Annotated in this window: 24 protein-coding genes; 8 read left to right on the top strand and 16 right to left on the bottom strand. The window is 46.9% G+C overall.

Going from position 1 to position 21,825, the window contains the following annotated elements:
- The first annotated feature begins 18 nt into the window (after positions 1 to 18).
- From A6301_RS04115 to flgL, 7 genes are all read left to right on the top strand, one after another.
- Positions 19 to 774 (top strand): flagellar basal body rod protein FlgF, encoded by a 756-nt coding sequence (locus A6301_RS04115; protein ID WP_039471458.1) that lies wholly within the window; start codon positions 19 to 21, stop codon positions 772 to 774.
- 27 nt (positions 775 to 801) lie between these two features.
- Positions 802 to 1,584 carry a flagellar basal-body rod protein FlgG gene (flgG, locus tag A6301_RS04110; RefSeq protein WP_234257162.1) on the top strand — a complete coding sequence of 261 codons (783 nt, stop codon included), beginning with the start codon at positions 802 to 804 and terminating at the stop codon, positions 1,582 to 1,584.
- A gap of 168 nt (positions 1,585 to 1,752) precedes the next feature.
- Positions 1,753 to 2,466: a flagellar basal body L-ring protein FlgH gene (locus A6301_RS04105; RefSeq protein ID WP_234257161.1), complete on the top strand. Its 714-nt coding sequence runs from the start codon at positions 1,753 to 1,755 to the stop codon at positions 2,464 to 2,466.
- Positions 2,467 to 2,482: 16 nt separating this feature from the next.
- The gene (locus A6301_RS04100) at positions 2,483 to 3,592 is read left to right on the top strand and encodes a flagellar basal body P-ring protein FlgI (RefSeq protein ID WP_234257160.1); all 1,110 of its coding nucleotides are present in this window, start codon (positions 2,483 to 2,485) and stop codon (positions 3,590 to 3,592) included.
- Positions 3,592 to 4,554, top strand: a complete 963-nt coding sequence (gene flgJ, locus A6301_RS04095) for a flagellar assembly peptidoglycan hydrolase FlgJ (protein ID WP_234257159.1) — start codon at positions 3,592 to 3,594, stop codon at positions 4,552 to 4,554. The genes A6301_RS04100 and flgJ overlap by 1 nt, the downstream gene beginning before the upstream one ends.
- Positions 4,555 to 4,679: 125 nt before the next feature.
- Entirely contained in the window at positions 4,680 to 6,350 is a 1,671-nt protein-coding gene (gene flgK / locus A6301_RS04090; protein WP_234257158.1) for a flagellar hook-associated protein FlgK, read from the top strand.
- A 31-nt stretch (positions 6,351 to 6,381) separates the two neighbouring features.
- Entirely contained in the window at positions 6,382 to 7,338 is a 957-nt protein-coding gene (flgL, locus tag A6301_RS04085) for a flagellar hook-associated protein FlgL (RefSeq protein WP_234257157.1), read from the top strand.
- Between the two features lie 308 nt (positions 7,339 to 7,646).
- Here the strand turns inward: flgL and fliR are convergent, their stop codons facing one another.
- The 13 genes from fliR to fliF form a co-directional block, all read right to left on the bottom strand.
- Entirely contained in the window at positions 7,647 to 8,432 is a 786-nt protein-coding gene (gene fliR, locus A6301_RS04080; protein WP_234257156.1) for a flagellar biosynthetic protein FliR, read from the bottom strand.
- A gap of 2 nt (positions 8,433 to 8,434) precedes the next feature.
- On the bottom strand, positions 8,435 to 8,704 hold the full coding sequence (gene fliQ, locus A6301_RS04075) for a flagellar biosynthesis protein FliQ (protein ID WP_039273449.1): 270 nt from the start codon (positions 8,702 to 8,704) through the stop codon (positions 8,435 to 8,437).
- 12 nt (positions 8,705 to 8,716) lie between these two features.
- The gene (gene fliP, locus A6301_RS04070) at positions 8,717 to 9,412 is read right to left on the bottom strand and encodes a flagellar type III secretion system pore protein FliP (protein ID WP_205542848.1); all 696 of its coding nucleotides are present in this window, start codon (positions 9,410 to 9,412) and stop codon (positions 8,717 to 8,719) included.
- A gap of 77 nt (positions 9,413 to 9,489) precedes the next feature.
- Entirely contained in the window at positions 9,490 to 9,912 is a 423-nt protein-coding gene (gene fliO, locus A6301_RS04065) for a flagellar biosynthetic protein FliO (RefSeq protein WP_234257154.1), read from the bottom strand.
- A complete protein-coding gene (gene fliN / locus A6301_RS04060; RefSeq protein WP_107167773.1) occupies positions 9,912 to 10,325 on the bottom strand; it encodes a flagellar motor switch protein FliN in 414 nt (137 codons plus the stop codon). Before fliN ends, fliO begins: the two co-directional genes overlap by 1 nt.
- On the bottom strand, positions 10,318 to 11,331 hold the full coding sequence (gene fliM / locus A6301_RS04055) for a flagellar motor switch protein FliM (RefSeq protein ID WP_205542846.1): 1,014 nt from the start codon (positions 11,329 to 11,331) through the stop codon (positions 10,318 to 10,320). The genes fliN and fliM overlap by 8 nt, the downstream gene beginning before the upstream one ends.
- Positions 11,332 to 11,336: 5 nt before the next feature.
- Positions 11,337 to 11,816: a flagellar basal body-associated protein FliL gene (fliL, locus tag A6301_RS04050; RefSeq protein WP_107167771.1), complete on the bottom strand. Its 480-nt coding sequence runs from the start codon at positions 11,814 to 11,816 to the stop codon at positions 11,337 to 11,339.
- A 155-nt stretch (positions 11,817 to 11,971) separates the two neighbouring features.
- Positions 11,972 to 13,279 (bottom strand): flagellar hook-length control protein FliK, encoded by a 1,308-nt coding sequence (locus A6301_RS04045; RefSeq protein WP_234257153.1) that lies wholly within the window; start codon positions 13,277 to 13,279, stop codon positions 11,972 to 11,974.
- Positions 13,276 to 13,722, bottom strand: a complete 447-nt coding sequence (fliJ, locus tag A6301_RS04040) for a flagellar export protein FliJ (RefSeq protein WP_107167769.1) — start codon at positions 13,720 to 13,722, stop codon at positions 13,276 to 13,278. Before fliJ ends, A6301_RS04045 begins: the two co-directional genes overlap by 4 nt.
- Positions 13,723 to 13,730: 8 nt before the next feature.
- Positions 13,731 to 15,101 (bottom strand): flagellar protein export ATPase FliI, encoded by a 1,371-nt coding sequence (gene fliI, locus A6301_RS04035; RefSeq protein WP_107167768.1) that lies wholly within the window; start codon positions 15,099 to 15,101, stop codon positions 13,731 to 13,733.
- On the bottom strand, positions 15,101 to 15,823 hold the full coding sequence (fliH, locus tag A6301_RS04030) for a flagellar assembly protein FliH (protein WP_234257152.1): 723 nt from the start codon (positions 15,821 to 15,823) through the stop codon (positions 15,101 to 15,103). Before fliH ends, fliI begins: the two co-directional genes overlap by 1 nt.
- Positions 15,816 to 16,808, bottom strand: a complete 993-nt coding sequence (gene fliG / locus A6301_RS04025) for a flagellar motor switch protein FliG (protein WP_215483917.1) — start codon at positions 16,806 to 16,808, stop codon at positions 15,816 to 15,818. Before fliG ends, fliH begins: the two co-directional genes overlap by 8 nt.
- Complete coding sequence (fliF, locus tag A6301_RS04020; protein WP_215483916.1) at positions 16,805 to 18,514, bottom strand: flagellar basal-body MS-ring/collar protein FliF; 1,710 nt, start codon at positions 18,512 to 18,514, stop codon at positions 16,805 to 16,807. Before fliF ends, fliG begins: the two co-directional genes overlap by 4 nt.
- A 259-nt stretch (positions 18,515 to 18,773) precedes the next feature.
- Here fliF and fliE point away from each other — a divergent pair, with 259 nt between their 5' ends.
- On the top strand, positions 18,774 to 19,088 hold the full coding sequence (gene fliE, locus A6301_RS04015) for a flagellar hook-basal body complex protein FliE (protein WP_137742092.1): 315 nt from the start codon (positions 18,774 to 18,776) through the stop codon (positions 19,086 to 19,088).
- A gap of 248 nt (positions 19,089 to 19,336) precedes the next feature.
- Here fliE and fliT read toward each other — a convergent pair whose 3' ends face one another.
- Genes fliT through fliD form a run of 3 tightly spaced genes read right to left on the bottom strand, consistent with a single transcriptional unit; the run spans position 19,337 to position 21,585 of the window.
- Entirely contained in the window at positions 19,337 to 19,717 is a 381-nt protein-coding gene (gene fliT / locus A6301_RS04010) for a flagella biosynthesis regulatory protein FliT (protein WP_234257151.1), read from the bottom strand.
- Entirely contained in the window at positions 19,717 to 20,127 is a 411-nt protein-coding gene (fliS, locus tag A6301_RS04005) for a flagellar export chaperone FliS (RefSeq protein ID WP_234257150.1), read from the bottom strand. The genes fliT and fliS overlap by 1 nt, the downstream gene beginning before the upstream one ends.
- Before the next feature lie 30 nt (positions 20,128 to 20,157).
- Positions 20,158 to 21,585 carry a flagellar filament capping protein FliD gene (gene fliD / locus A6301_RS04000; protein ID WP_234257149.1) on the bottom strand — a complete coding sequence of 476 codons (1,428 nt, stop codon included), beginning with the start codon at positions 21,583 to 21,585 and terminating at the stop codon, positions 20,158 to 20,160.
- Between the last annotated feature and the right edge of the window lie 240 nt (positions 21,586 to 21,825).

Here is a 21,825-nt window from a genome sequence, read left to right as displayed (position 1 = left end):
TCCTAACGGGGACATTGCATGGATCACGCGATTTATACGGCAATGGGTGGTGCGAGCCAGTCATTGGAAAAGCAGGCGATTACTGCGAACAACTTGGCCAATGCTTCAACGCCGGGTTTCCGTGCACAACTCTCAGCACTGCGCGCTGTGCCGGTTAATGGGTTAACCCTGCCCACCCGAACGCTGGTTGTCGCTTCAACGCCTGGCGCTGATATGACCGAAGGCGTGATGAATTATACTGGTCGTGCAATGGATGTCGCTTTACCGAAAGAGAGTTGGCTGGCAGTGCAAACGGCTAATGGCGGTGAGGCGTATACCCGTAATGGTAATATGGAAATCAATGCTGATGGGCAGTTGACCATTCAGGGACGAGTGGTGATGGGGGATGGTGGACCGATTGATATCCCTCCTCAAGCCCAAATCAGTATTTCACCTGACGGTACGATTTCTGCACTGAATGCGGGTGACCCGCCGAATACTATTGCCCAGTTAGGTCGTCTGAAGCTTGTTAAGGCTACTGGTCAGGAAGTGGAGCGATCTGATGATGGATTATTCCGCTTAACGCAACAGGCTCAGCAACAACGTGGTAATGTGCTGCAAAACGATCCCACCGTGCGTATCATGCCGGGTGTAATTGAAGGCAGTAATGTGAACACGGTCGATACGATGGTCGATATGATTGCCAATGCTCGTCGCTTTGAAATGCAGATGAAAATCATTAGCAGCGTTGACGATAATGCACAACGTGCTAATCAGATATTAGCAATGGGTTAAGCGCCGAGTGCGCACAGGAGTGAATAAATGATCCGTTCTTTGTGGATTGCAAAAACCGGCTTGAACGCTCAGCAGACCAATATGGACGTTATTTCCAATAACTTGGCAAACGTCAGTACTAATGGTTTCAAGCGTCAGCGTGCGGTGTTTGAAGACTTGATGTATCAAACTGTTCGTCAGCCCGGAGCTCAGTCTTCAGAACAAACCATGCTACCGTCCGGTTTGCAGTTAGGTACCGGGGTTCGTCCGGTATCAACAGAGCGTATTCATACTCAAGGAACGTTTTCCGAGACGGGTAACTCTAAGGATGTTGCTATTAAAGGGCAGGGGTTCTTTCAGGTTCAGTTGCCTGATGGTACGACTGCTTATACGCGTGACGGTGCTTTCCAACTTGACGGTAACGGCCAGTTAGTGACGTCCAGCGGCTATCAGGTTCAGCCAGCCATTACTATTCCGGCGAATGCAACTGAACTCAATATTGGTCGTGACGGTATTGTCAGCGTTAAATTGCAGGGGCAGGCGGCAACAAACCAAATTGGTCAGTTGACGCTGACGACCTTTATTAATGATAGCGGTCTTGAGAGCATGGGTGAAAATCTGTATTTGGAAACAGCCAGTTCTGGTGCGCCGAATGAAACGAACCCAGGTTTGAATGGTGCGGGTCTGCTATATCAAAAATATGTCGAAACCTCCAATGTCAATGTGGCTGAGGAATTGGTGTCGATGATTCAGACTCAGCGTGCTTATGAGATCAACAGTAAAGCAATTTCGTCTTCTGACCAGATGTTGCAGAAATTGACTCAGCTGTAATGTTGTAATCCGCTAATTCCAGTAATGAGAGCGTGATTTGGTGGTGGCAGCATAGATAGCGTTTAACGGGGTAATGAAGACCATAAATAACCGAAATGAGGAATATGGTTTTGATTTACCCCGTGAATATGTGAAATAGATTAATTTAAGGCGATATCCGCAGTGATAATGAATGCAAAGTCGGTTATCAAACCACTCCGCCGACCCCGTCTGTTGGCATTGATCGCGATGTTAGCACTTAACGGCTGCGCCTATATTCCGCATGATAAAGTTGTCACTGGGCCTACGACTGCCCAGCCGGGGGCGCCAGTACTCGCGGGTCCTAATGGTTCTATTTTCCAAACTGTGCAGCCGATGAATTATGGTTATCAGCCGATGTTTGAGGATCGTCGCCCACGTAATATTGGTGACACATTGACGATCGTATTGCAGGAAAATGTCAGCGCTAGTAAAAGCTCATCAGCGAATGCTGCGCGTAATGGGGCATCAACGTTTGGGGTAGCGACAACACCGCGTTATCTTGAAGGGCCGCTAGGTAATAACCGTGCGGCGCTGAATGCTACCGGGACGAATGATTTCACAGGGCAAGGCGGTGCCAATGCCAATAACACGTTTAGCGGTACGATTACGGTCACGGTGGGGCAAGTATTAGCAAACGGCAACCTGAGTGTCGTTGGTGAAAAACAAATTGCAATTAATCAGGGAACAGAGTTTATCCGTTTCTCTGGCGTGGTAAATCCGAGAACCATTAGTGGTAACAACTCGGTGCCATCAACTCAGGTAGCGGATGCGCGTATTGAATATGTGGGGAATGGCTATATCAATGAAGCGCAAAACATGGGCTGGTTACAGCGGTTCTTCCTCAATGTTTCTCCGTTCTAAGCTTAAGAGGCCTGCCATGCGGATTGCATCATTTTTCACTGTACTGCTGACGTTACTGACGCTGAATATTACGTCTGCGTCGGCAGAGAGAATTCGCGATCTGGTTAATATCCAGGGCGTACGTGGTAATGCATTGATTGGTTACGGTTTAGTGGTTGGCTTGGATGGTTCCGGTGACCAGACCATGCAGACACCGTTTACCACGCAAAGCTTAACTAACATGCTTTCCCAATTAGGGATTACTGTCCCTGCCGGCACTAACATGCAGTTGAAGAATGTGGCGGCGGTGATGGTAACGGCGGAACTTCCACCGTTTGGCAGAACAGGCCAAAATATTGATATTGTTGTGTCTTCACTCGGTAACGCGAAGAGCTTGCGAGGCGGGACGTTGTTGATGACCCCATTGAAAGGGGTAGACAATCAGGTATACGCCTTGGCTCAAGGGAACGTTTTGGTCGGTGGCGCTGGCGCTTCCGCTGGCGGAAGCAGCGTTCAAGTTAACCAACTAGCCGGTGGACGGATCAGCAACGGTGCGGTTATTGAACGAGAGTTGCCTAGTACGTTTGGCACATCAAATACGATTATGCTGCAATTGAAAAATGACGATTTCTCAATGGCGCAGAAAGTGAGCGATGCGATCAATCGTTCTGGATATGGTGGTACGGCTACTCCGCTGGATTCTCGTACTATTCAGGTAATGGCTCCGCATGGTAACAGTTCCCAGGTTCGCTTTTTGGCCGATGTCCAAAATATTGAAGTCAACGTCGGTATCCAAGATGCCAAGGTTGTGATCAATTCTCGCACAGGTTCTGTCGTAATGAATCGCGATGTCACATTGGATAGCTGTGCTATTGCTCAGGGTAACCTTTCTGTGACGATTAACCAGCAAGCTAATGTCAGCCAACCGAATACTCCATTCGGCGGGGGACAGACCGTTGTGACTCCGCAAACAGAGATTTCAGTTCAGCAAGCTGGCGGTGCATTACAGCGAGTTAACTCCAGTGCCAACCTCAATAATGTCGTGCGTGCACTGAATTCTCTAGGTGCGACGCCGATGGAGCTGATGTCTATTCTGCAGGCGATGCAAAGTGCTGGCTGCTTGCGCGCCAAACTGGAAATTATCTGATGAGTGATATGCAGACGCTGAATAATGCGGCCTATGATGCGCAGTCCCTGAATACGTTGAAGCGTGAAGTCTCAGGTAATCCTCAAAGTAAAGAGGGTATCAGGGCTGTGGCGCAACAGATGGAAGGCGTGTTTGTTCAATTGATGATGAAAAGCATGCGTTCTGCGATTCCGCAGGATGGACTCTTTAGCAGCGATCAAACGCGTCTGTATACCTCAATGTATGACCAGCAAATTGCTCAAGAGATTTCAACAAAGGGCAAGGGGCTAGGGCTCGCGGATGTTATGGTTGAGCAATTGACCCGACAATCTCCAGATGCCACGGCAGCTAAAGCTGCTATACCTTCTGCTCCATTAACATTCGATGGTGATGTGCTCAAAAGCATGCCGATCGCGGCAGTGGAGCAAATGGTGCGTAAAGCGCTCCCCAAATTGCCAAGTACCGGTTCAGCTCTGCCATTATCTAATAGTAATTTTGTATCTCAGATTTCCTTGCCTGCTCAGATTGCCAGCCAGAGTAGTGGCATACCTCATCACCTTATCATCGCCCAAGCAGCGCTTGAGTCTGGCTGGGGGCAGCGTGAAATTCCTACCGAAGACGGGCGACCAAGCCACAATTTGTTCGGTATCAAAGCTGGCGGCAGCTGGAATGGGCCGACAACTGAGATAACTACGACAGAGTATGAGCAGGGTGTGGCCAAAAAGGTAAAAGCCAGTTTCAGGGTTTATGATTCCTACATTGAGGCCATTGGCGACTATGTGAAATTGCTGACTAATAACCCACGCTATTCTGCTGTGATGAGTGCAGGAACGGCTGAGCAAGCGGCCCATGCGTTGCAAAAAGCGGGTTATGCAACAGACCCACAATATGCTCAGAAATTGGTTAGCATGATCCAACAAATGAAAAACTCAGGTGAGAAAGTAGCGAAAGCCTACACCCACGATTTGAGTCGGCTATTTTGATTTTTTATTCAAGATTTGCACTTTCTGACCGATAAAGTAATTAACTTATGTAGCAGATTTGCTGCTTTCAGCATTTAGTTAACTGCGCAGAGCGAAGAGAGCCTGTGTAAAAGGAACAACACCCTATGTCCAATTTAATTAACACCGCGATGAGTGGCTTAAAAGGTGCACAGGTTGCGCTGAGTACCGTGAGTAATAACATTAGTAATCAGGCTGTTATTGGATATAGTCGGCAAAATACGATAATCGAACAAGCAATTAGTAGCAGCACTTCAGCTGGATATATGGGCAACGGTGTTAATGTTGTTAGCGTCGATCGCCAATATAATGAATTTATTAACAATCAATTGCGTTCTGCACAAACGACAAGCAGTTCAGTTTCTGCGTATTACGATCAGATCTCTAAAATTGATAACCTGCTGGCCAGCAGTACCACTAGTCTTTCATCAGCGATACAAGGCTTTTTTTCTAACTTACAGAACCTCACCAGTAATTCTGGCGATTCCTCTACTCGCCAAACCGTGCTGGGTAAAGCTGAAGGGCTGGTAAACCAGTTTAAAGTTACTGATAAATATTTGCGTGACATGGATAGTGGCCTGAATACGCAAATTCAAAGTATTGTCGGCCAGGTTAATACATACACCAATCAAATTGCATCGCTGAATAATGATATCAATCGGTTGCTTGGCGCAAATAGCGGTGCGATGCCTAATGATCTTCTCGATCAGCGCGATCACTTGGTTGACCAACTCAATAAATTAGTCGGTGTTGATGTTGTTATTCAGGATGGAACTGTTTATAACGTCGCGTTAAAAAATGGGACTAACTTAGTTCAGGCAGGTAGCAGTAATCAATTGGTTGCAATAGGTTCGAGCAATGATGCGACTCGCCTCACCATTGGTTATAAAGATCAGACAAATGGTGTTGTAACGTTGAATGAAAACACGTTAACCGGCGGTTCATTAGGTGGGTTGCTCTCTTTCCGTTCAGAGACGCTGGATGAAACGCGCAATCAGTTAGGGCAGTTAGCATTGGCATTTGCTGATGCGTTTAATACTCAGCATAAGAAAGGTTATGATCGTACTGGAGAAGCTGGCGATAACTTCTTCTCGTTCGGTAAAGCTGTTGTCCTAAATGACAGCAAAAATGGTGGTGATGCGGTATTAACACCATCTTACACTGATACCAAAGGTGTGCAGGCCAGTAATTATACGATTAAGTATGATGGCAGTAACTGGCAGGTTACTCGTTTGTCTGACAACTCGAAAATTACGCCGACGGTTGACACTTCTGATAACAGTTTGAATTTTGATGGCATAAAGATGGTCATGACAGGTACCGCTGAAGCGAATGATAGCTTCCTGCTTAAGCCTGTGAATGATGTCATTATTGATATGAAAGTGGCTATTTCCGATTCGAATAAAATTGCAGCCGCCGCCGCTTTTGATGCAGATAATAAGCCCATCCCTTTCGGTGGTGTAAGTGATAACACCAATGCCAAAGCGTTACTTGCGCTGCAAAATGAAAAAATCGTAGGTGGCAAAGCTAGCGTATCTGGCGCGTATGCAGGGCTAGTTGGTTCGATTGGCAACCAGGCCAGCACGCTGAAGATAAATAACGCATCGCAGCAAAACGTTGTCAAGCAACTGACGGCAGAACAGCAGTCTGTATCTGGTGTGAATCTAGATGAAGAGTATGGCGATTTGATGCGTTATCAGCAATATTACATGGCGAATGCTCAGGTCATCAAAACGGCACAGTCCATATTCGATGCTCTTTTAGCAGCCCGTGGCTAATCTGACCAGTTAAGAAAGAGGAATTGATACCATGCGATTAAGCACCAGCATGATATACCAGCAAAATATGCAAGGCGTTACTAATGGTCTAGCTGCGTGGCAAAAAACGGGTGAGCAGTTATCAACCGGTAAACGTGTTGTGAATCCATCAGACGATCCGATAGCGGCAGCGAATGTGATTATGCTTGGTCAGGCCCAATCAGAAAACAGCCAGTACACATTGGCACGTACGTTTGCTAAGCAAAGCATGGAATTGGAAGAGTCTATTCTGGATAAGAGCACTAATACTATTAGCAGTGCATTGACGGAAGTAATTAGCGGTGGTGGTGTAAAAAGTGATGATGATCGTAAGTCCATTGCTACAGGGCTGCGTGGGATGAAGGCTGAGCTATTGAATTTGGCAAACAGCACCGATGGTAATGGTAATTATATCTTTGCTGGCTATAAAACCGACACCGCTCCTTTTGTTGAGGATGCCACCGGTGTTAAATATGTGGGCGGAAGCCAGGCAATTTCTCAGCAGGTAGATGCTGCCCGAAATATGGCTGTCAGCCATATTGGTTCTTATGTGTTCGAACAAACCACCGGTGATGCTCAAAAAGAACCGAATGGTAATATTCAATCAAAGTTGTTTGAAACACTGGATATTGCAATTAAGGCGCTCGAAACGCCTGTTGCAAATGCTGATGCTGCAACAAAGTCCGGCATAGAGGCAGCGTTAGAGACAGCAAACCGTGGTTTGAAGAATTCATTTAATAATATTTCTTCAGTCCGAGCTGAATTGGGTGTTCAGCTTAAGGAAATTGATAATCTTGATGCTATCGGTAAAGACCGTGATGTGACCAACAAATCGACGCTGTCACAGTTGCAGGATACCAACTGGGTCGAAGCTATTTCATCCTATATGATGCAACGGGATTCCTTGCAGGCTTCTTATACAGCATTTCAGAATATGCAAGGCATGTCGTTGTTTCAGACAAATCGGTAATAAGTGAAACTGAGCGATACTCTTTGCATTCAAATTTGAATACGCTTAAACCGGGCGTATTTTTTAGGCATGTCACTCTTTCATTATACTGAATGGTGACATGCCGTTTTTTACTAGTAATGTATTTAACTTCTCCACACTATTCATTTTCATGTCATTCTCACCACTTAGTATACCTATATCCGCGTAGTTATTATCTGAACACCAGTTATCTCAATCATAGTCTGTGCACCCATGTAACGAGTTAGGATTAACGCATTTAATTACCGATGCGGAATTCGTGTCGTACGCACTTTCTATAGATATCTCTAAGAGCCTGATAGTTGGGTAAGAATATCAGCGAGTAAATCGAATACCTCACTGAATAAATGTTCTGCGAATGGTGGGATTAGCGGGAGTAATAAGCCTATCGTCATGATTCCGATAGTGAGGGTAATCGGGAAGCCAACAACAAATATTGAGAGTTGGGGGGCCATGCGGTTAAGCATGCCTAACGCCAGGTTTATAGTGAGCAAGAGGGTTATGATGGGTAGAGCCAGCATCAATCCGTTAATAAAAATCAATCCACCGGCACGCGCCAGTGCGAGGAAAGCATGGCTATTAATAGGAGCAGTGCTGATAGGCAGGGTATAGAAGCTATCTGCCAATAACGAGATCAGCCAGAGATGTCCATCAAAGGTTAAGAATAGTAATATGGAGAGAATATTCAGGAAACGAGCTATTACTGGCATATTCGGGCCACCAGTCGGATCAAAGAAAGTCGCAAAGGCGAGGCCCATCTGTAAACCAATGAGTTCCCCCGCATGACGAATAGCGGCAAATGCCAGCTGCATTGACAAACCGAGAGTTACACCGATAAGGATTTGCTGTATTAGCAGCCACACGCCCGCGACAGAAAAAATGGGCGTTGTGTTTAGCGGTAAATAGGGCGCGACGAGTAGGGTAATTAGCACTCCCAGACCTATTTTCACTCGGTTAGCGATCGCTCTTTCGTTAAAGACTGGCGCAGTACTGATCAGTGCGAGAATTCTGACAAAAGGCCAGAAAAACTGGCTAACCCAATTCACCATGTCCCAACTGTTAAACGTCAGCATGTCTACCCAATAATATTAGGTAACTGGCCGAATAGCGTACGCATGTAATCCAGCATCAGGTTTAACATCCAAGGGCCAGCGATCACTAAGGTGAAAAACACAGTTAGGATTTTAGGAATAAACGATAATGTCATTTCGTTTATTTGGGTAGCTGCCTGCAAGAGGCTAATAGTCAGACCGCTGAGCAGAGCCGCCATCAGAGGCGGTGCAGCGAGTGCCAATGCGACTTTCATTGCTTCATAGCCAAGTGCCATCACCGATTCTGGCGTCATAGTCGCATTCCTCTAACTGTAAAAACTTTGGGCTAATGAACCAAGTAGCAGTTGCCAGCCATCGACTAATACGAAAAGCATGAGTTTAAAAGGCAAAGAAATGGTAGCAGGAGGCACCATCATCATCCCCAGTGCCATCAATACACTGGCAACAACGAGGTCGATGATAAGGAAGGGAATAAAGACGGTAAAGCCAATTTGGAAAGCTGTTTTTAATTCGCTTGTCACAAATGCGGGAAGGAGTACGCGCATCGGCACCGCTTCAGGCCCCTGAATTTCTGGAATTTCTGCCAGCCTTGTAAACAGTGCTAGATCGGTTTCCCTCGTTTGTCGCAGCATGAATTCGCGTACTGGTTCCGCGCCGCGTTCGATGGCGACTTCCATGCTGATTCGATCCTGGCTGAATGGAAGATAGGCCTCGTCATAAACACGATTTAATACCGGTGACATAACAAAAAATGTCAGGAACAGTGTCAATCCTAGCAACACTTGGTTTGGTGGTGCTGTGGGTGTACCTAACGCATTGCGTAACAAACTTAATACAATGATGATTCGGGTGAAGCTGGTCATCATTAGCAATGCGGCGGGAATAAAAGTTAATGACGTGAGGAAAACCAACGTCTGTACTGATAGCGTCCAGCTCTGTCCGCCATTAGGTAGCGGTTGAGTCACAATTCCTGGAAGCTGTGCCCATACTGACGGCGCCATGAATAATAAACCGATGGCTAAGCTACAGCGCAGTATATGAAGAAAGGTAGTGGGACGACAATATCTAGACAACGCTCTCATTCCGATTTTTCCGGACGCTTTAAAACTCTCTTTAACAGTTGATTAAAATCTGCCGGCTTATTATCGCCTACAGATGAACTGTCATTGGTTGGTTGTGCTGGGAGCGTATGCAGTGGTGTGATTTGCTGAGGAGTAACACCTAATACTAACCAGGTATTATCCACTTCGACAATAACGACACGCTCGCGTTGGCCGACAGAGCAACTGGATACGACTTTTAGCAACTTGTTTTGTTTGGCTTGCGGAGCAAAACCGAGTTTACGGGCAAGCCAGGCAATGAGTAGAATAAATAACAAAATGCCGGCAAGTACGCTACCGACCTGTGTCAGTAGCATGCTGCCAGTAAGTGGTGGCCCAGTAACAAGAGTTGATTGTTGGCTTGCTACTGAAGTAGGGGACGATACTGAAACGGTTGCCATTAACGACTCAAGCGGCGCATGCGTTCAGAAGGTGTCATGATATCGGTAATACGAACACCATACTTGTCAGAGACGACGACGACTTCTCCCTGAGCGATCAAGTAGCCATTGATCAGGATATCCAGTGGTTCACCTGCTAAGCCATCAAGCGCAACAACAGATCCCTGAGTCAAGCGTAGGAGTTCTTTTATCGTCATTTTGGTTCGGCCAAGCTCAACGGTAAGTTTGACCGGAATATCCAATATCAGATCGATATCTTGCAGGGCACCCAGCGGGTCATGACCTTCTAGCGATTTAAAAATGCCTTCCGTTGTCGCGGCCGGTTTTTCTGCAGCCTGCTGCTCGTTAAATGCATCAGCCCACAGATCGTCCACTGATTCCTTGTCGTCGGACGGTTTCTTGGTGTCACTCATGGGGCTGTTCCTCGTTATCCAGAGAATTCAATATAGGGTTAATCAAATGTTCAACACGTAGAGCATATTGCCCGTTCAATGTACCATACGTGCTGGTCAGCACGGGTACACCATCAACATGGGCAACGATTTTTTCAGGTTTGTCGATCGGTAACACATCGCCGGGTTGTAACTTCAGAATTTTGGAAAGTCGCAACGGAATATCTACAAAGTTTGCGACTAACTCCAGCTCGGAATGTTGTACCTGCTTGGCTAAGGTATCCCGCCAGCTCTGATCTTCTTGTCGTGAGTTTTCCAATGGTGGGTTCGCGAGCAGTTCACGTAGCGGCTCTATCATTGAAAAAGGAATACAGATGTTAAACTCACCGGTTAAGGAACCGATTTCAACATGGAACGGTGTGGTCACAACGATATCATTAGGTGATGTCGTAATGTTGGTGAACTTGACCTGCATTTCTGAACGCACGTATTCGATATCAAGTTTATAAATCGCATTCCAGGCTTCACCATAGGCCTCCAGTGCCAGACGTAACATACGCTTCACGACGCGCTGCTCAGTATGGGTAAATTCACGCCCTTCTACTTTTGTCGGGAAACGTCCATCGCCGCCGAAGAGGTTATCTACGGCGATAAACACCAGGCTTGGCGAGAAGACAAACAGCGCGGTACCACGTAGTGGTTTTAAGTGAATCAAGTTCAGGTTCGTCGGTACTGGAAGATTCCTGGCAAACTCGTGGTAAGGCTGGATTTTAATCCCTCCCACAGTAATATCAGGACTACGGCGCAGTAGGTTAAACAGAGCCATACGAAACTGGCGAGCAAAACGCTCATTAATAATTTCTAATGCTTGTAAACGCTCACGGATAACGCGCCGTTGAGTATTCGGATCATAGGGTTTTACATCCCCATCCGTTTTTGATGATGCATTTGTATCAGCGTCACTATCACCGCTGTCACCGTTTAATAATGCATCAATCTCTGCTTGTGAAAGAATACTATCGCCCATAATGGTTACCGCAGTATAAAGGCCGTGAACAGAACATCAGTGACGACCTGGTTAGGTTGACCAGGAACTAATGGTGGGCTTAGTACTTGCTTGATTTGCTCTATCAGCTTCTGTTTTCCTTGCTCATTGGCAAGCGCGATGGCGTCCTGACGAGAAAGCAATAGTAACAGCCTGCTGCGAACTTCAGGCAGGTAATTTGTAAATCGCGTGCGGGTTGCTTCATCTGGCAAACGCAGCGTGAATCCTACATATAATACACGGTCAGGGTCATTATCTGCATTGACGAGATTAACGGTAAAGGTATCCAGTGGCATGAAAACAGGCTCTGGCGGTGGCGGTGCTTCCTGCTCAGACGTAGCTGCATTTTTCTGACTTAATAGCCACCAGGTGGCGCCCGCAGCAGCACTCGCAGCGAGAGCAACGATTATCAGTAGTATTAGCCAAACAGACCGTTTACGTCCTGGTCGAACTTGCATATCAGACATAGCCAAAGATAGTTCCCGTTACTTATCGATATTTATTGCAGGGTGAAATTAACAATAAATAAATGCGTAATGTCGATGATTATCCTGCCTATTGCAATGTTCAATACAGAGAATAGGCAGGGAAAACCGTGCTAACTTATTCGTTTACTTCACTTTCAAGCAAAGATATCAACACCGTTGACTGATGATGCCATTGCTTTTAGCTGTTCTGGTACGTTTAATGACTCACTTGTGCTTTCTGATGAATGACCAAATTGTTGTTGGTAAGACGGGCCGCGGTTGTTGCCATCATTATTATTACTAGCCATTTGCTGCTGCCAGGCTGATGAGTCACTGCCGACACTGCTTTGCCCAAGGTTAATGCCGCTCTCTGCCATCGTATTACGTAAATGTGGCAATGCCGCCTCCAACGCTGAGCGAACCTGACTGTTTGCTGAAACTAAGTGAATTTGGGCCTGGTTATCATCGATTTTTAGGCTGATGTGTAGGGGGCCAAGTTCTTGTGGATTTAAACGCAATTCTGCGGTCTGCTGACCATTACGACTGAACATAACGATTTGTTGCCCCAATGCGTCTTGCCACTGTGGGGAGCCAAACGGTGCGTTCAGTTGTGCGTTTGCTACCTGAGGGGCTGGAGCGGTGCTTCCCACCGTTGCCGGCTGAACGTGCATAGCCTGAACGACAGGCGACGTTGTTTGAGACGTGCTATTACCTAAAGTGGAAATCGATTCAGATGCATTGCGATCGCCTGCAAAGGAATGTGGTGCAGCCAGTGAGAATTTTGCCACATCATCCTTAGACTCGGTCGAAGTCGACGACGCCTGCTTAGTTACATGCGGAAGATCGCGTGATAGGTCAGCACCTTTATCCGACACTATTGATGTGCCTAGCAGCGTTGCCAGAGTACTTTTGCCATTTTCATCTGTGCTGCTTAATGCAGCAGATGGGAGGATATCACTTTGGCGTTTAGCGTTAATGAGTCCTGGAATGTTTAAACCAGTGTTTACTGCTGCCGTGGCGATACTATCAGTATCTGCGGCAGTTTGCGTAGGCAATGGCGTTGTTTGCAACATAGCAAACAGTGTCTGCATTGCAATCGCGTCGCCTGCGCTATCGTCGCTATCTTTTTTGTCTATATTTTTCAACTTCACCTGATCAGCAATTTCTGGATTTTGCTTATTAGACGCAACGGCTACCCCAGTTAGAGAGCTGAATGAAGAAAGAAAGGCATTTAAATCGTCACGACTGAGCAAAGTATTATCCTTACCCAAGGCATTTAACAAAGCATCCTCGTCCACTTTGTCAAGCGTCTTTTTACTCGATGTATCAGCTACTTGTGATATGCGTTTGCTCAACAGATCAACAAAATCTTTTGGCAGCTCACCCTGTGTCAGCAAAGAAGCAGAGGAACTGCTCGTATCACTGGCAGTGGTAGCAGCTATAGGTAGTGCGGACAGATTCATGATTCTGTTTTCCTCTGTGAGGCCCGTTGGGCAAATTCATCCATTTGTTTTTGTTCTATTTTATTCTCTTTTGCAAGCTGTCTTGTCAGTTCACGATCTTGCAGTTTTTCAAAAGCATTCAATCTCTGCTGTTTTTCTTGCCAGGTTTTCATTGCTAAATCTAAACGTGATGTCCATTGAGAGAGTTGTTGCCTGTGTTGCTCAATTGCACTGTCCAACGTTCGGATGAACTGCTGATAATTTTGCCAACTATTATTCGCCATACCAGAGGACATCGTCGAATTTAACTTTTGACGATAGTCATCCTGATAGTTTAACAGCATATCGAGTTGCTGCTCAGCCTGTTGATGAGCCTGACGCACCTGGCCTAATTGACCTGCGGCTTTCTCAACGTCCTTTTGCGCCAGTTCGCGTAGTGTAACCAGCGGTGACTGGGTTTTCATCTGCTCTCCTACTCGTTACGAGGGAAAATAGTGTGCAACGCTTGGCAGGATTCATCATAGTCACTTTGTTCAAACATACCCTGTTGCAAGAAGGCTTCCAAGTAGGGATAGAGCCGAATTGCTTTATCAAGCATAGGGTCACTGCCTGCGGCGTAAGCACCAACACTGACTAAATCACGGTTACGTTGGTAGCTGGATAATAACTGTTTAAACTGCCTTACAGAAGCATAGTGACTTTCATCAATCAGTGCTGTCATCGCACGACTAATCGATGCTTCAATATCAATTGCCGGATAATGGCCAGATTCTGCGAGTTGACGAGATAGTACGATATGTCCGTCAAGGATGGCACGAGCAGAGTCTGCTATAGGGTCCTGCTGATCGTCACCTTCTGTCAGAACGGTATAGAAGGCGGTGACAGAACCACCTCCATGAATACCATTCCCTGCGCGCTCTACCAGCGCGGGTAATTTGGCGAAGACAGACGGCGGATAGCCCTTGGTTGCCGGTGGTTCACCAATTGCTAAAGCAATTTCACGTTGTGCCATAGCATAGCGCGTGAGCGAATCCATGATTAGCAGTACGTGATGACCACGATCGCGAAAATCTTCAGCAATACGCGTGGCATAGGCTGCCCCTTGCATCCTTAATAATGGAGAAACATCAGCCGGGGCGGCAATAACGACAGAGCGTGCTCGTCCTTCCGTGCCCAGAATATTCTCGATAAAATCTTTCACTTCTCGGCCACGTTCGCCGATAAGGCCAACGACAATGACGTCAGCCTGAGTATAGCGCGCCATCATGCCCAACAGCACACTTTTACCAACCCCTGAACCAGCAAACAAGCCCATTCGCTGCCCTCGACCTACGGTGAGTAAGGCATTGATGGCCCGGACCCCCACATCAAGAACACTTTCGATTGGTGTTCGTTGCAATGGGTTAAACGGCGGTGTAATCAGCGGTGCGCGATAACCTGTATCAGGGGCGGGTAAACCATCCAGTGGTTTTGCGCTACCATCTAACACTCGTCCCAGCAATTCAGGGCCTAAGGGTAATTGCTTTCCTTGACTGCTGCTGTCTTGGCCAACGCGTGCGTAAACGCGCGCGCCAGGGGTAATACCTTCAACTTCTTCCAGCGGCATAAGAAAGAGTTTTTGTCCGTTGAAACCGACAACTTCGCTTTCGATTTCTTCAACTTGAGAGCCATTCTGCCGTTCGATGAGGCAGGTTGCTCCCAGCGGCATATGTAGCCCTGTTGCTTCTAATACCAAACCTGTTGCCCGGGTTAAGCGACCGTAACGACGCACTGAAGGGGTGTCATCAATACGCTTCTCAAATGAATCGAGAGAAGAAAGCCAGCGCCCAAGGCGTGAAGTCATCATAGTTCTCCCGGTGCGGCCAAACGGCAAAGTTCATGCCAGCGCGTCGCCAGGCTAGCATCCAGATCACCTTCTTCGGCACTGACTTTACAACCGCCTGGGTGGAGTTGGCTATCAGCTAACAATCTCCAGCCATGTAAGCTGAGCGTTGGACCAAGATGTTGCTCAACACGCTCCAAATCTGAAGGGTGAACGCGCAATTGTGTTTTACCTGAAAACATAGGTTCTTGTTGAATCAATTGCTGTATCTGACCGAGCAGGGCATTACCGTCACATACCGGGGGCTGCCCCAGAATCTGTTTGGCTGCGGTCAGTGCCAACTGCATCAGACGAGCGGGGATAACACTGTCAAGAGTATCCAACGTCTGTTGGAATTCAGTGACCATATTTTGCATCTGTTCAATGATCGGTTGCTGTTGCTGTAAGGCATTTTGCAAACCCTGCTGTTGCCCTTTCGCTAAACCTTCCTGATAACCTGCGTCATATCCTTGTTGATGACCTTGTGCAAAACCGGCTTCTCGAGCTTGTTGCATTGTACTTTCGCGCAAAGACTCCAACTCATCCTCTGCGGAGAACTGGTCGCTCTCTTCATTTAAACGCTCAATATCAGGAAAATCAGGCTCATCATTTACCTGGTACGTTGGTGCAGCTTTTGACACGGGATCAGCTAAATCGTTGAGCTGCCAGGGCCGCCAGGCCAGATTTTTTGAGGCGTTAGACATAAGCATCCTCGCCGCCACCAATAATCATCTCGCCACTGTCTGCCAGTCGACGAACGATAAGCAGTATCGCTTTCTGTTCGTTTTCGACCTGCGACATACGTACCGGACCACGTGTAGACAGATCGTCGCGAAGAATCTCCGCTGCACGCTGGGACATATTGCGCAGGAATTTCTCGCGCAAAGGTTCTTCGGCACCTTTCAATGCCAGCAGCAGAGACTCGGACTCGACTTCTTGCAGAAGCCGCTGGATGCTGCGGTCGTCCACGTCCACCAGGTTTTCGAACAGGAACATCTCGTCGATGATTTTTTGTGCCAATTCGCCATCGAATTCGCGTACAGCATCGATAACGGCTTCTTCTTGCTGGCTTTTCATCAAGTTGATGATCTCAGCCGCAGTACGCACACCACCCATCTTGCTGCGTTTAAGGTTCTGGCCATCGAGTAAGCCATTCAGAACATCTGTCAATTCTGCCAGCGCGGAAGGCTGTACGCCGCCAAAGGTTGCGATACGTAGCATAACGTCATGGCGAAGGCGTTCGTCAAACAGGGCTAAGATATCGGCAGCTTGAGCTCGCTTCAGGTGTACCAAAATCGTGGCAATGATCTGTGGATGTTCGTCGCGAATGAGGTCTGCGGCGATCTGCGGCTCCATAAAGTTGAGAGTTTCCATGCCACTTGTGGAGTCGCGACTCTCAAGAATATCTTCCAGCAAGCTAGACGCGCGTTCTTCACCCAGCGCTTTAATCAGAACAGAACGCAGGTAATCACTAGCATTGACGCTAAGCGCCGCATATTGCTCAGCGTCAGCCTCAAATTCCTTGAGGATTTCTACCAGTTGTTGATGTGACACCTGGCGCATACTCGCCATTGCGGCACTGAGGTGCTGTACTTCTTTGGTTGAAAGATGAGTAAACACTTCCGCCGCACGGTCTTCGCCGATGGTCATCAATAAGATGGCGCTTTTTTCTGTTCCTGTCAGGGTCATAGTTCACTACTCATCCATTGGCGAATCACCAGAGCAACCACGCGTGGGTCATTTTCGGCCAGTTCACGTATCCGGTTACTTTGCATTTCCGCACTAACGCGTTGTTGAGATTTCCGTTGTTGCTCAATTTCAGAGGTACTGAGATTAACAACGACATCATCATTGCCCTTATTAAGGGTGGCAGCCGCCAATGCCGCTTCTTGTTGCAGAGATTTTCTCTGTAGTTGCGGACGGACCAACTTACGCCACAGAATCCAGGCAACAATCAGAACGAGCAGCCAACGACCCGCTTCCATCAGGAGATCGAAGAAGGCTTGTTTTTGCCAGAAGGGGAGTTCACTAGAGCCTTCGGCACTATCCATAAATGGCGTGTTAACGACATTCAATGTATCACCACGCTCAGCAGAGAACCCCATGGCTTCGCGTGCTACCGTTTCAATCTGTTTGATCTGATCTTCCGTTAACGCGACGGGTTTACCATCTTCACCAGGAGGCTGATAGTTAACGATAACGGCCGCAGACAAGCGTTTCACGCCACCAGTGCTATGTTTGGTATGCAGAATAGTCTTGTCGACTTCATAGTTTGTGGTGGCATCATTGCGAACATTCGATGTCTGAATGACTGCATTGGCCGAATTAGCTTGTGTGCCCGCGGCATTGTTTGGGTTCTGCTGGCCTGCCTGGTTGTTCGCATTGGCATTATTTGGCGCGGTTGCAATAGGCGCTGTAGGAGCTGGAGCTGGCTGATTGGTCAACGCGCCAGGAACACCACCTACATTCGGGCCTCCTTTCTGCTCACTCTGGCTGGTCTGTTGAGAGCGAACGGCTGCTTTATCAGGTGGTTGGTTAGGCTGATACTGTTCGTCGGTTTGTTCACGAGCAGAAAAATCGATTTGCGCAGTGACCTGAGCATGTACGTTGCCCATACCAACCATTGGCGCGATGATTGACTCTATACGGCGCTGGTACATTGCCTCGACTTCGTTGCTGTACTTAAGCTGCGCCGCATTCAGATCGCGGCCGCTGCCGCCCGCTTGGGTTAACAGGCGTCCGGTTTGATCGACGACAGTAACATTATCGGGTGGCAGACCAGCAACGCTACTGGAAACCATGTAAACAATAGAGTTGATTTGACCTTCATCTAAAGCACGACCTGGTTGTAATGTCAGTGTGACGGAAGATGAGGGTGATTTTTGCTCACGAACGAACAGTGAGGGCTTCGGTATGGCAAGGTGCACTCGCGCGTTTTGAACGGGGCCCAGCGTTTCTATCGTTCTGGACAGCTCACCTTCTAGCGCACGCTGATAATTAATCTGTTCGCTGAATTGGCTGATGCCAAATTTTTCCTGGTCAAGCAATTCAAAGCCAACAGCGCCGCCTTTTGGCAGCCCCAGTTGAGCAAGCCGGAGTCGAGTCTCATAGACATTCGCGGCGGGAATCATGATTGCGCCGCCGTTTTCCGCAAAGCGGTAAGGGATATTCAGCTTTGTTAATTCGCTGACAATCGCACCGCCATCTCGGTCATTTATATTGCTATAAAGGACTCGATAATCAGGGCCTTTAGCCCATAACGTCAAGGCGACGACAATGGCAATCGTCGCTGCTGCTGCGATGAGGAGCGGAATCTTCGGATTGGCGCGTAACCGGTTGAGTATTTCGCCAAAGCTATTTTTACCGGTAGCGGAGCCGGTTAATGAGGCGTTCATACTCTATCTCTGCTTGGTTGTTGAACGATATACTTAACGTTGTGACGTGACAAAACAGAACTCCCTGATTGCGCAATCAATAAAACATTTCGCCTACATTTATCGGCATGTCATTATTTTCCGTAAAAGAAAAATCGATGGGTCGATAAGGTGGCATTTTTCACGCTAATTACCCCATTTAGACTAAATGGGGTGTGGTAGGGTATCGTTGTCATAAATGTGTATAGAAAGCCTAATTAGCAAGGTTTAGCGAGGTAATATGTCGATTCAAGGTATTAATGGCGTTCTACAACAAATGCAGGTAAACGCTCTGCAAGCCTCGGGTACGCCAATAGCCAGACCGTCGGTAGAACCTGGTTTTGCCAGTGAGTTAAAAGCGGCGATTGATAAGATCAGCGATACGCAACAAGTCGCTCGTGCGCAAGGTGAAAAATTCACCATGGGCGTTCCGGGTGTAGCATTGAATGATGTAATGGTGGATTTGCAAAAGTCATCTATTTCAATGCAGATGGGCATCCAGGTGCGTAATAAACTGGTGTCGGCGTATCAAGAAGTCATGAATATGTCTGTTTGATGTCGTTTAATGACATCTTGCTGTAATGATTAAAGTTATTGCACGTCATCTCACTGTTCAGCAATGGGATGACGTGCGATTTTTATCTGTAGTGATTTTCTGCCCATATCTCCTTTTTCCGCGCCACGAGCCGATCTCTTGCTGTGGTGATTGCTGAGAATTTGTATCAAAAGTTTCCGCTATGGATAAAAAAACGCGCCTCGTATAAACAGAAGCGCGACGGTGACAGCGGTATCATTTATAGAACACTACGATCGTGTTTCGTCAGGCAAGGGCTCACCAGGTAGCAGCCGTTGGCCTGCAAATTCACCATAAGTCGTATTAATTGACTTTTGCTTCAGTGATTTCCCCATTAACGAACTTAATTCATCCATCCGCTTCTGCAGAAGTTGTTTTACTTTCGCTTCATTATCCATCACTTCCTGCAAAATCTGTCGCAGATGCAGTCGCATCATGCTGTCAATTTCATCAGGAATTGGCGTATTCACTAAGCCTTCGACGGATTGAACATAAACAATCTCTTGCTCAACCAACGTATCCCACTGACCACTGACGGCCAAATGAAGAATTTTTTGACTCAGAGACAAAAGCTGTTGGTAATCTTTTAGAAGCCGATGGGGGGAGGCCATTAACGTACTTCCTGCTCTGGTTTGTAATTAGGACCGATTTGCCGCCAGGCATCAGCGATATTTTCCAACAATATTTCGACTTCTTCTATCGCTTTTGCATCGTTATGTAAATTAGCAATCAACAAACGCTGAGACATGTAGTCATACAAGGCAGACAGGTTTTCAACAAGCTCTCCCCCTCTGTCCATATCCAACCCGGCTTTGAGTCCGTTATTAATAATGTCGATTGCTTTAGACAACGCCATGCCTTTGCCTGGAATATCGCCTTGCTCCATGAGGATACGTGCGCGCACCATTGCACTGCGTGCACCATCAAAAAGCATGACGATAAGCTGGTGAGGGCTTGCGCTCATCACACTGCTTTCAAGGCCTACCTGAGCGTAGGCCTGACTGCCTTTCATATTGTACATCTCGTTACCTATCTACTTAATCTGCAAACTTTAGAGTTTGGAGAACATGCTGGCAATTTGATTAGATGTGCCATTTATGCTGGACATCGATTTATCCAATTCGGTAAATTGTTTTTGGTAGCGAGCGATAGTCTCTTCGATACTGTTACTCACTCGAGTATATTGGGTATCCAGTTTTTTAATCGTGCTACTAAGACCATCCTGTTTGGTTTTAATTACGCCATCGATGTTATCAAGTAGCGATTTCATATAAGTTCGGGTTTGTGTTGCGAACCCCGTCTTATCACCGTCGCCAACAAAGAACTCTCTGACTTTTCCTGGCTCGTCTTTTAGGGCTTTGTCCAGCTTGGTATCGCTGATTTCCAGCTTGCCGGTTTTGGCGTTCTGAGTAATACCCAGATCGGCCAGAATACGGAATTCACTGCTTCCCGTTTGAAGCGTGGTTAATTGTTGCTTGAGTTTGTTCTGGATTTCACGAACGGTAGAGTCACCAATCAACGCGCCGTTGGTGGCGTTTTGATCTTCACCGGGCTTAACAATGGTATACTTGGTTTGCGCAATAATGGTGTCTTGTAAGGCGTTATAAGCATCAACCCACGCTTTTACGGCATCTTTCATACCGGTAATATCTTGGGTAACACTCAGGGTTTCTGGTTTATCAACTTCTGTTTTTGCTTGCAGAGTTAATGTAACGCCTTCCAATGCATCATCAATCGTATTGCTTTGACGTTCGATAGTAATACCGTTGGCAACAATGACAGCATTCTGGGCTGCAACTTTCTCCACCGTTGTACCAAGCGTATTTCCACTGTCATTCAATGAAATTTTACTTTCTGTGCCGCTATTTTTAGCGGTTAACATCAAGTAGTACTCATTATCTTTTGCTTTAACAATACTGGCAGTCACGGAGCCATTCGCTTTGTTGATAGCATCCCGAACATCATTGAGTGATGTCTCACCTGCTTTGATATCTATTTCCAGTGATTTTTGAGTTTGGCTCGTAGTGGTGCCTGGTACTGGAAATTTACCGTTGTCTTGCGTAATAACAAGTTTCGTGTCTGTTGCGCTGAGTGCTTCTGTGGCACTGGTCTTAGATGCAGACGTTATTGAGTGTGCCTGTGCTAAATGCTGTACGTCAACGGTATAAGTACCCGCAACCGCCTTGCTCGTGGTCGTTGCTGTGAAGGCTTTATTCGTGCTAGTTATACTGGTGTTGGTAATACCGTCAATAGAACCTTTGACAATCCCGAATGATTCAGATTTTGCTAACGCATTGTTAGCGGTATTCAGTTTATCTAACGCACTTTTTAACGCACTAACGCCATTAACTTGTGCTTTAAAGCTGTCTTGCTGTGTTTTAAGTGGGGTCAGACGCTGGTTTTCAGCTGTTCTTAGGTTGTTTAGCAACGTCGTCAAATCCAGACCGGAGCCTACCCCTAAAGAAGAAATGCTTGCCATGTTCGAATCCTTTTATTGTCCAGAGCCAATGGTCTACGTAATGTGTATCGGCAGATTTGTGAATAAGTTTAGCATTAACGCCAGTGGATGTTGACTCGACATCAGAACATGAGCGTATGTCATAGAAAGTAAATGTTATTTCTTGTGGTTTAAAAATTTTTGGCAAAAAAAACTAAAGCTTCTGAAAAGTGTTCCGATAAATGTTAGCGACGGGGATGAACCCGTGGGTCTAACCCGAAA

Source organism: Pectobacterium sp. IFB5596 (genome assembly GCF_021432585.1).
GTDB lineage: Bacteria > Pseudomonadota > Gammaproteobacteria > Enterobacterales > Enterobacteriaceae > Pectobacterium > Pectobacterium punjabense.
This window is presented reverse-complemented; position numbering and strand designations above follow the sequence as displayed.

Bases quoted from the DNA above. Each gene is read 5' to 3' on its own strand.
- A6301_RS04115 (WP_039471458.1), top strand. From the start codon at position 19: ATGGATCACGCGATTTATACGGCAATGGGTGGTGCGAGCCAGTCATTG.
- flgG (WP_234257162.1), top strand. From the start codon at position 802: ATGATCCGTTCTTTGTGGATTGCAAAAACCGGCTTGAACGCTCAGCAG.
- A6301_RS04105 (WP_234257161.1), top strand. From the start codon at position 1,753: ATGAATGCAAAGTCGGTTATCAAACCACTCCGCCGACCCCGTCTGTTG.
- A6301_RS04100 (WP_234257160.1), top strand. From the start codon at position 2,483: ATGCGGATTGCATCATTTTTCACTGTACTGCTGACGTTACTGACGCTG.
- flgJ (WP_234257159.1), top strand. From the start codon at position 3,592: ATGAGTGATATGCAGACGCTGAATAATGCGGCCTATGATGCGCAGTCC.
- flgK (WP_234257158.1), top strand. From the start codon at position 4,680: ATGTCCAATTTAATTAACACCGCGATGAGTGGCTTAAAAGGTGCACAG.
- flgL (WP_234257157.1), top strand. From the start codon at position 6,382: ATGCGATTAAGCACCAGCATGATATACCAGCAAAATATGCAAGGCGTT.
- fliR (WP_234257156.1), bottom strand. From the start codon at position 8,432: ATGCTGACGTTTAACAGTTGGGACATGGTGAATTGGGTTAGCCAGTTT.
- fliQ (WP_039273449.1), bottom strand. From the start codon at position 8,704: ATGACGCCAGAATCGGTGATGGCACTTGGCTATGAAGCAATGAAAGTC.
- fliP (WP_205542848.1), bottom strand. From the start codon at position 9,412: ATGGCGCCGTCAGTATGGGCACAGCTTCCAGGAATTGTGACTCAACCG.
- fliO (WP_234257154.1), bottom strand. From the start codon at position 9,912: ATGGCAACCGTTTCAGTATCGTCCCCTACTTCAGTAGCAAGCCAACAA.
- fliN (WP_107167773.1), bottom strand. From the start codon at position 10,325: ATGAGTGACACCAAGAAACCGTCCGACGACAAGGAATCAGTGGACGAT.
- fliM (WP_205542846.1), bottom strand. From the start codon at position 11,331: ATGGGCGATAGTATTCTTTCACAAGCAGAGATTGATGCATTATTAAAC.
- fliL (WP_107167771.1), bottom strand. From the start codon at position 11,816: ATGTCTGATATGCAAGTTCGACCAGGACGTAAACGGTCTGTTTGGCTA.
- A6301_RS04045 (WP_234257153.1), bottom strand. From the start codon at position 13,279: ATGAATCTGTCCGCACTACCTATAGCTGCTACCACTGCCAGTGATACG.
- fliJ (WP_107167769.1), bottom strand. From the start codon at position 13,722: ATGAAAACCCAGTCACCGCTGGTTACACTACGCGAACTGGCGCAAAAG.
- fliI (WP_107167768.1), bottom strand. From the start codon at position 15,101: ATGACTTCACGCCTTGGGCGCTGGCTTTCTTCTCTCGATTCATTTGAG.
- fliH (WP_234257152.1), bottom strand. From the start codon at position 15,823: ATGTCTAACGCCTCAAAAAATCTGGCCTGGCGGCCCTGGCAGCTCAAC.
- fliG (WP_215483917.1), bottom strand. From the start codon at position 16,808: ATGACCCTGACAGGAACAGAAAAAAGCGCCATCTTATTGATGACCATC.
- fliF (WP_215483916.1), bottom strand. From the start codon at position 18,514: ATGAACGCCTCATTAACCGGCTCCGCTACCGGTAAAAATAGCTTTGGC.
- fliE (WP_137742092.1), top strand. From the start codon at position 18,774: ATGTCGATTCAAGGTATTAATGGCGTTCTACAACAAATGCAGGTAAAC.
- fliT (WP_234257151.1), bottom strand. From the start codon at position 19,717: ATGGCCTCCCCCCATCGGCTTCTAAAAGATTACCAACAGCTTTTGTCT.
- fliS (WP_234257150.1), bottom strand. From the start codon at position 20,127: ATGTACAATATGAAAGGCAGTCAGGCCTACGCTCAGGTAGGCCTTGAA.
- fliD (WP_234257149.1), bottom strand. From the start codon at position 21,585: ATGGCAAGCATTTCTTCTTTAGGGGTAGGCTCCGGTCTGGATTTGACG.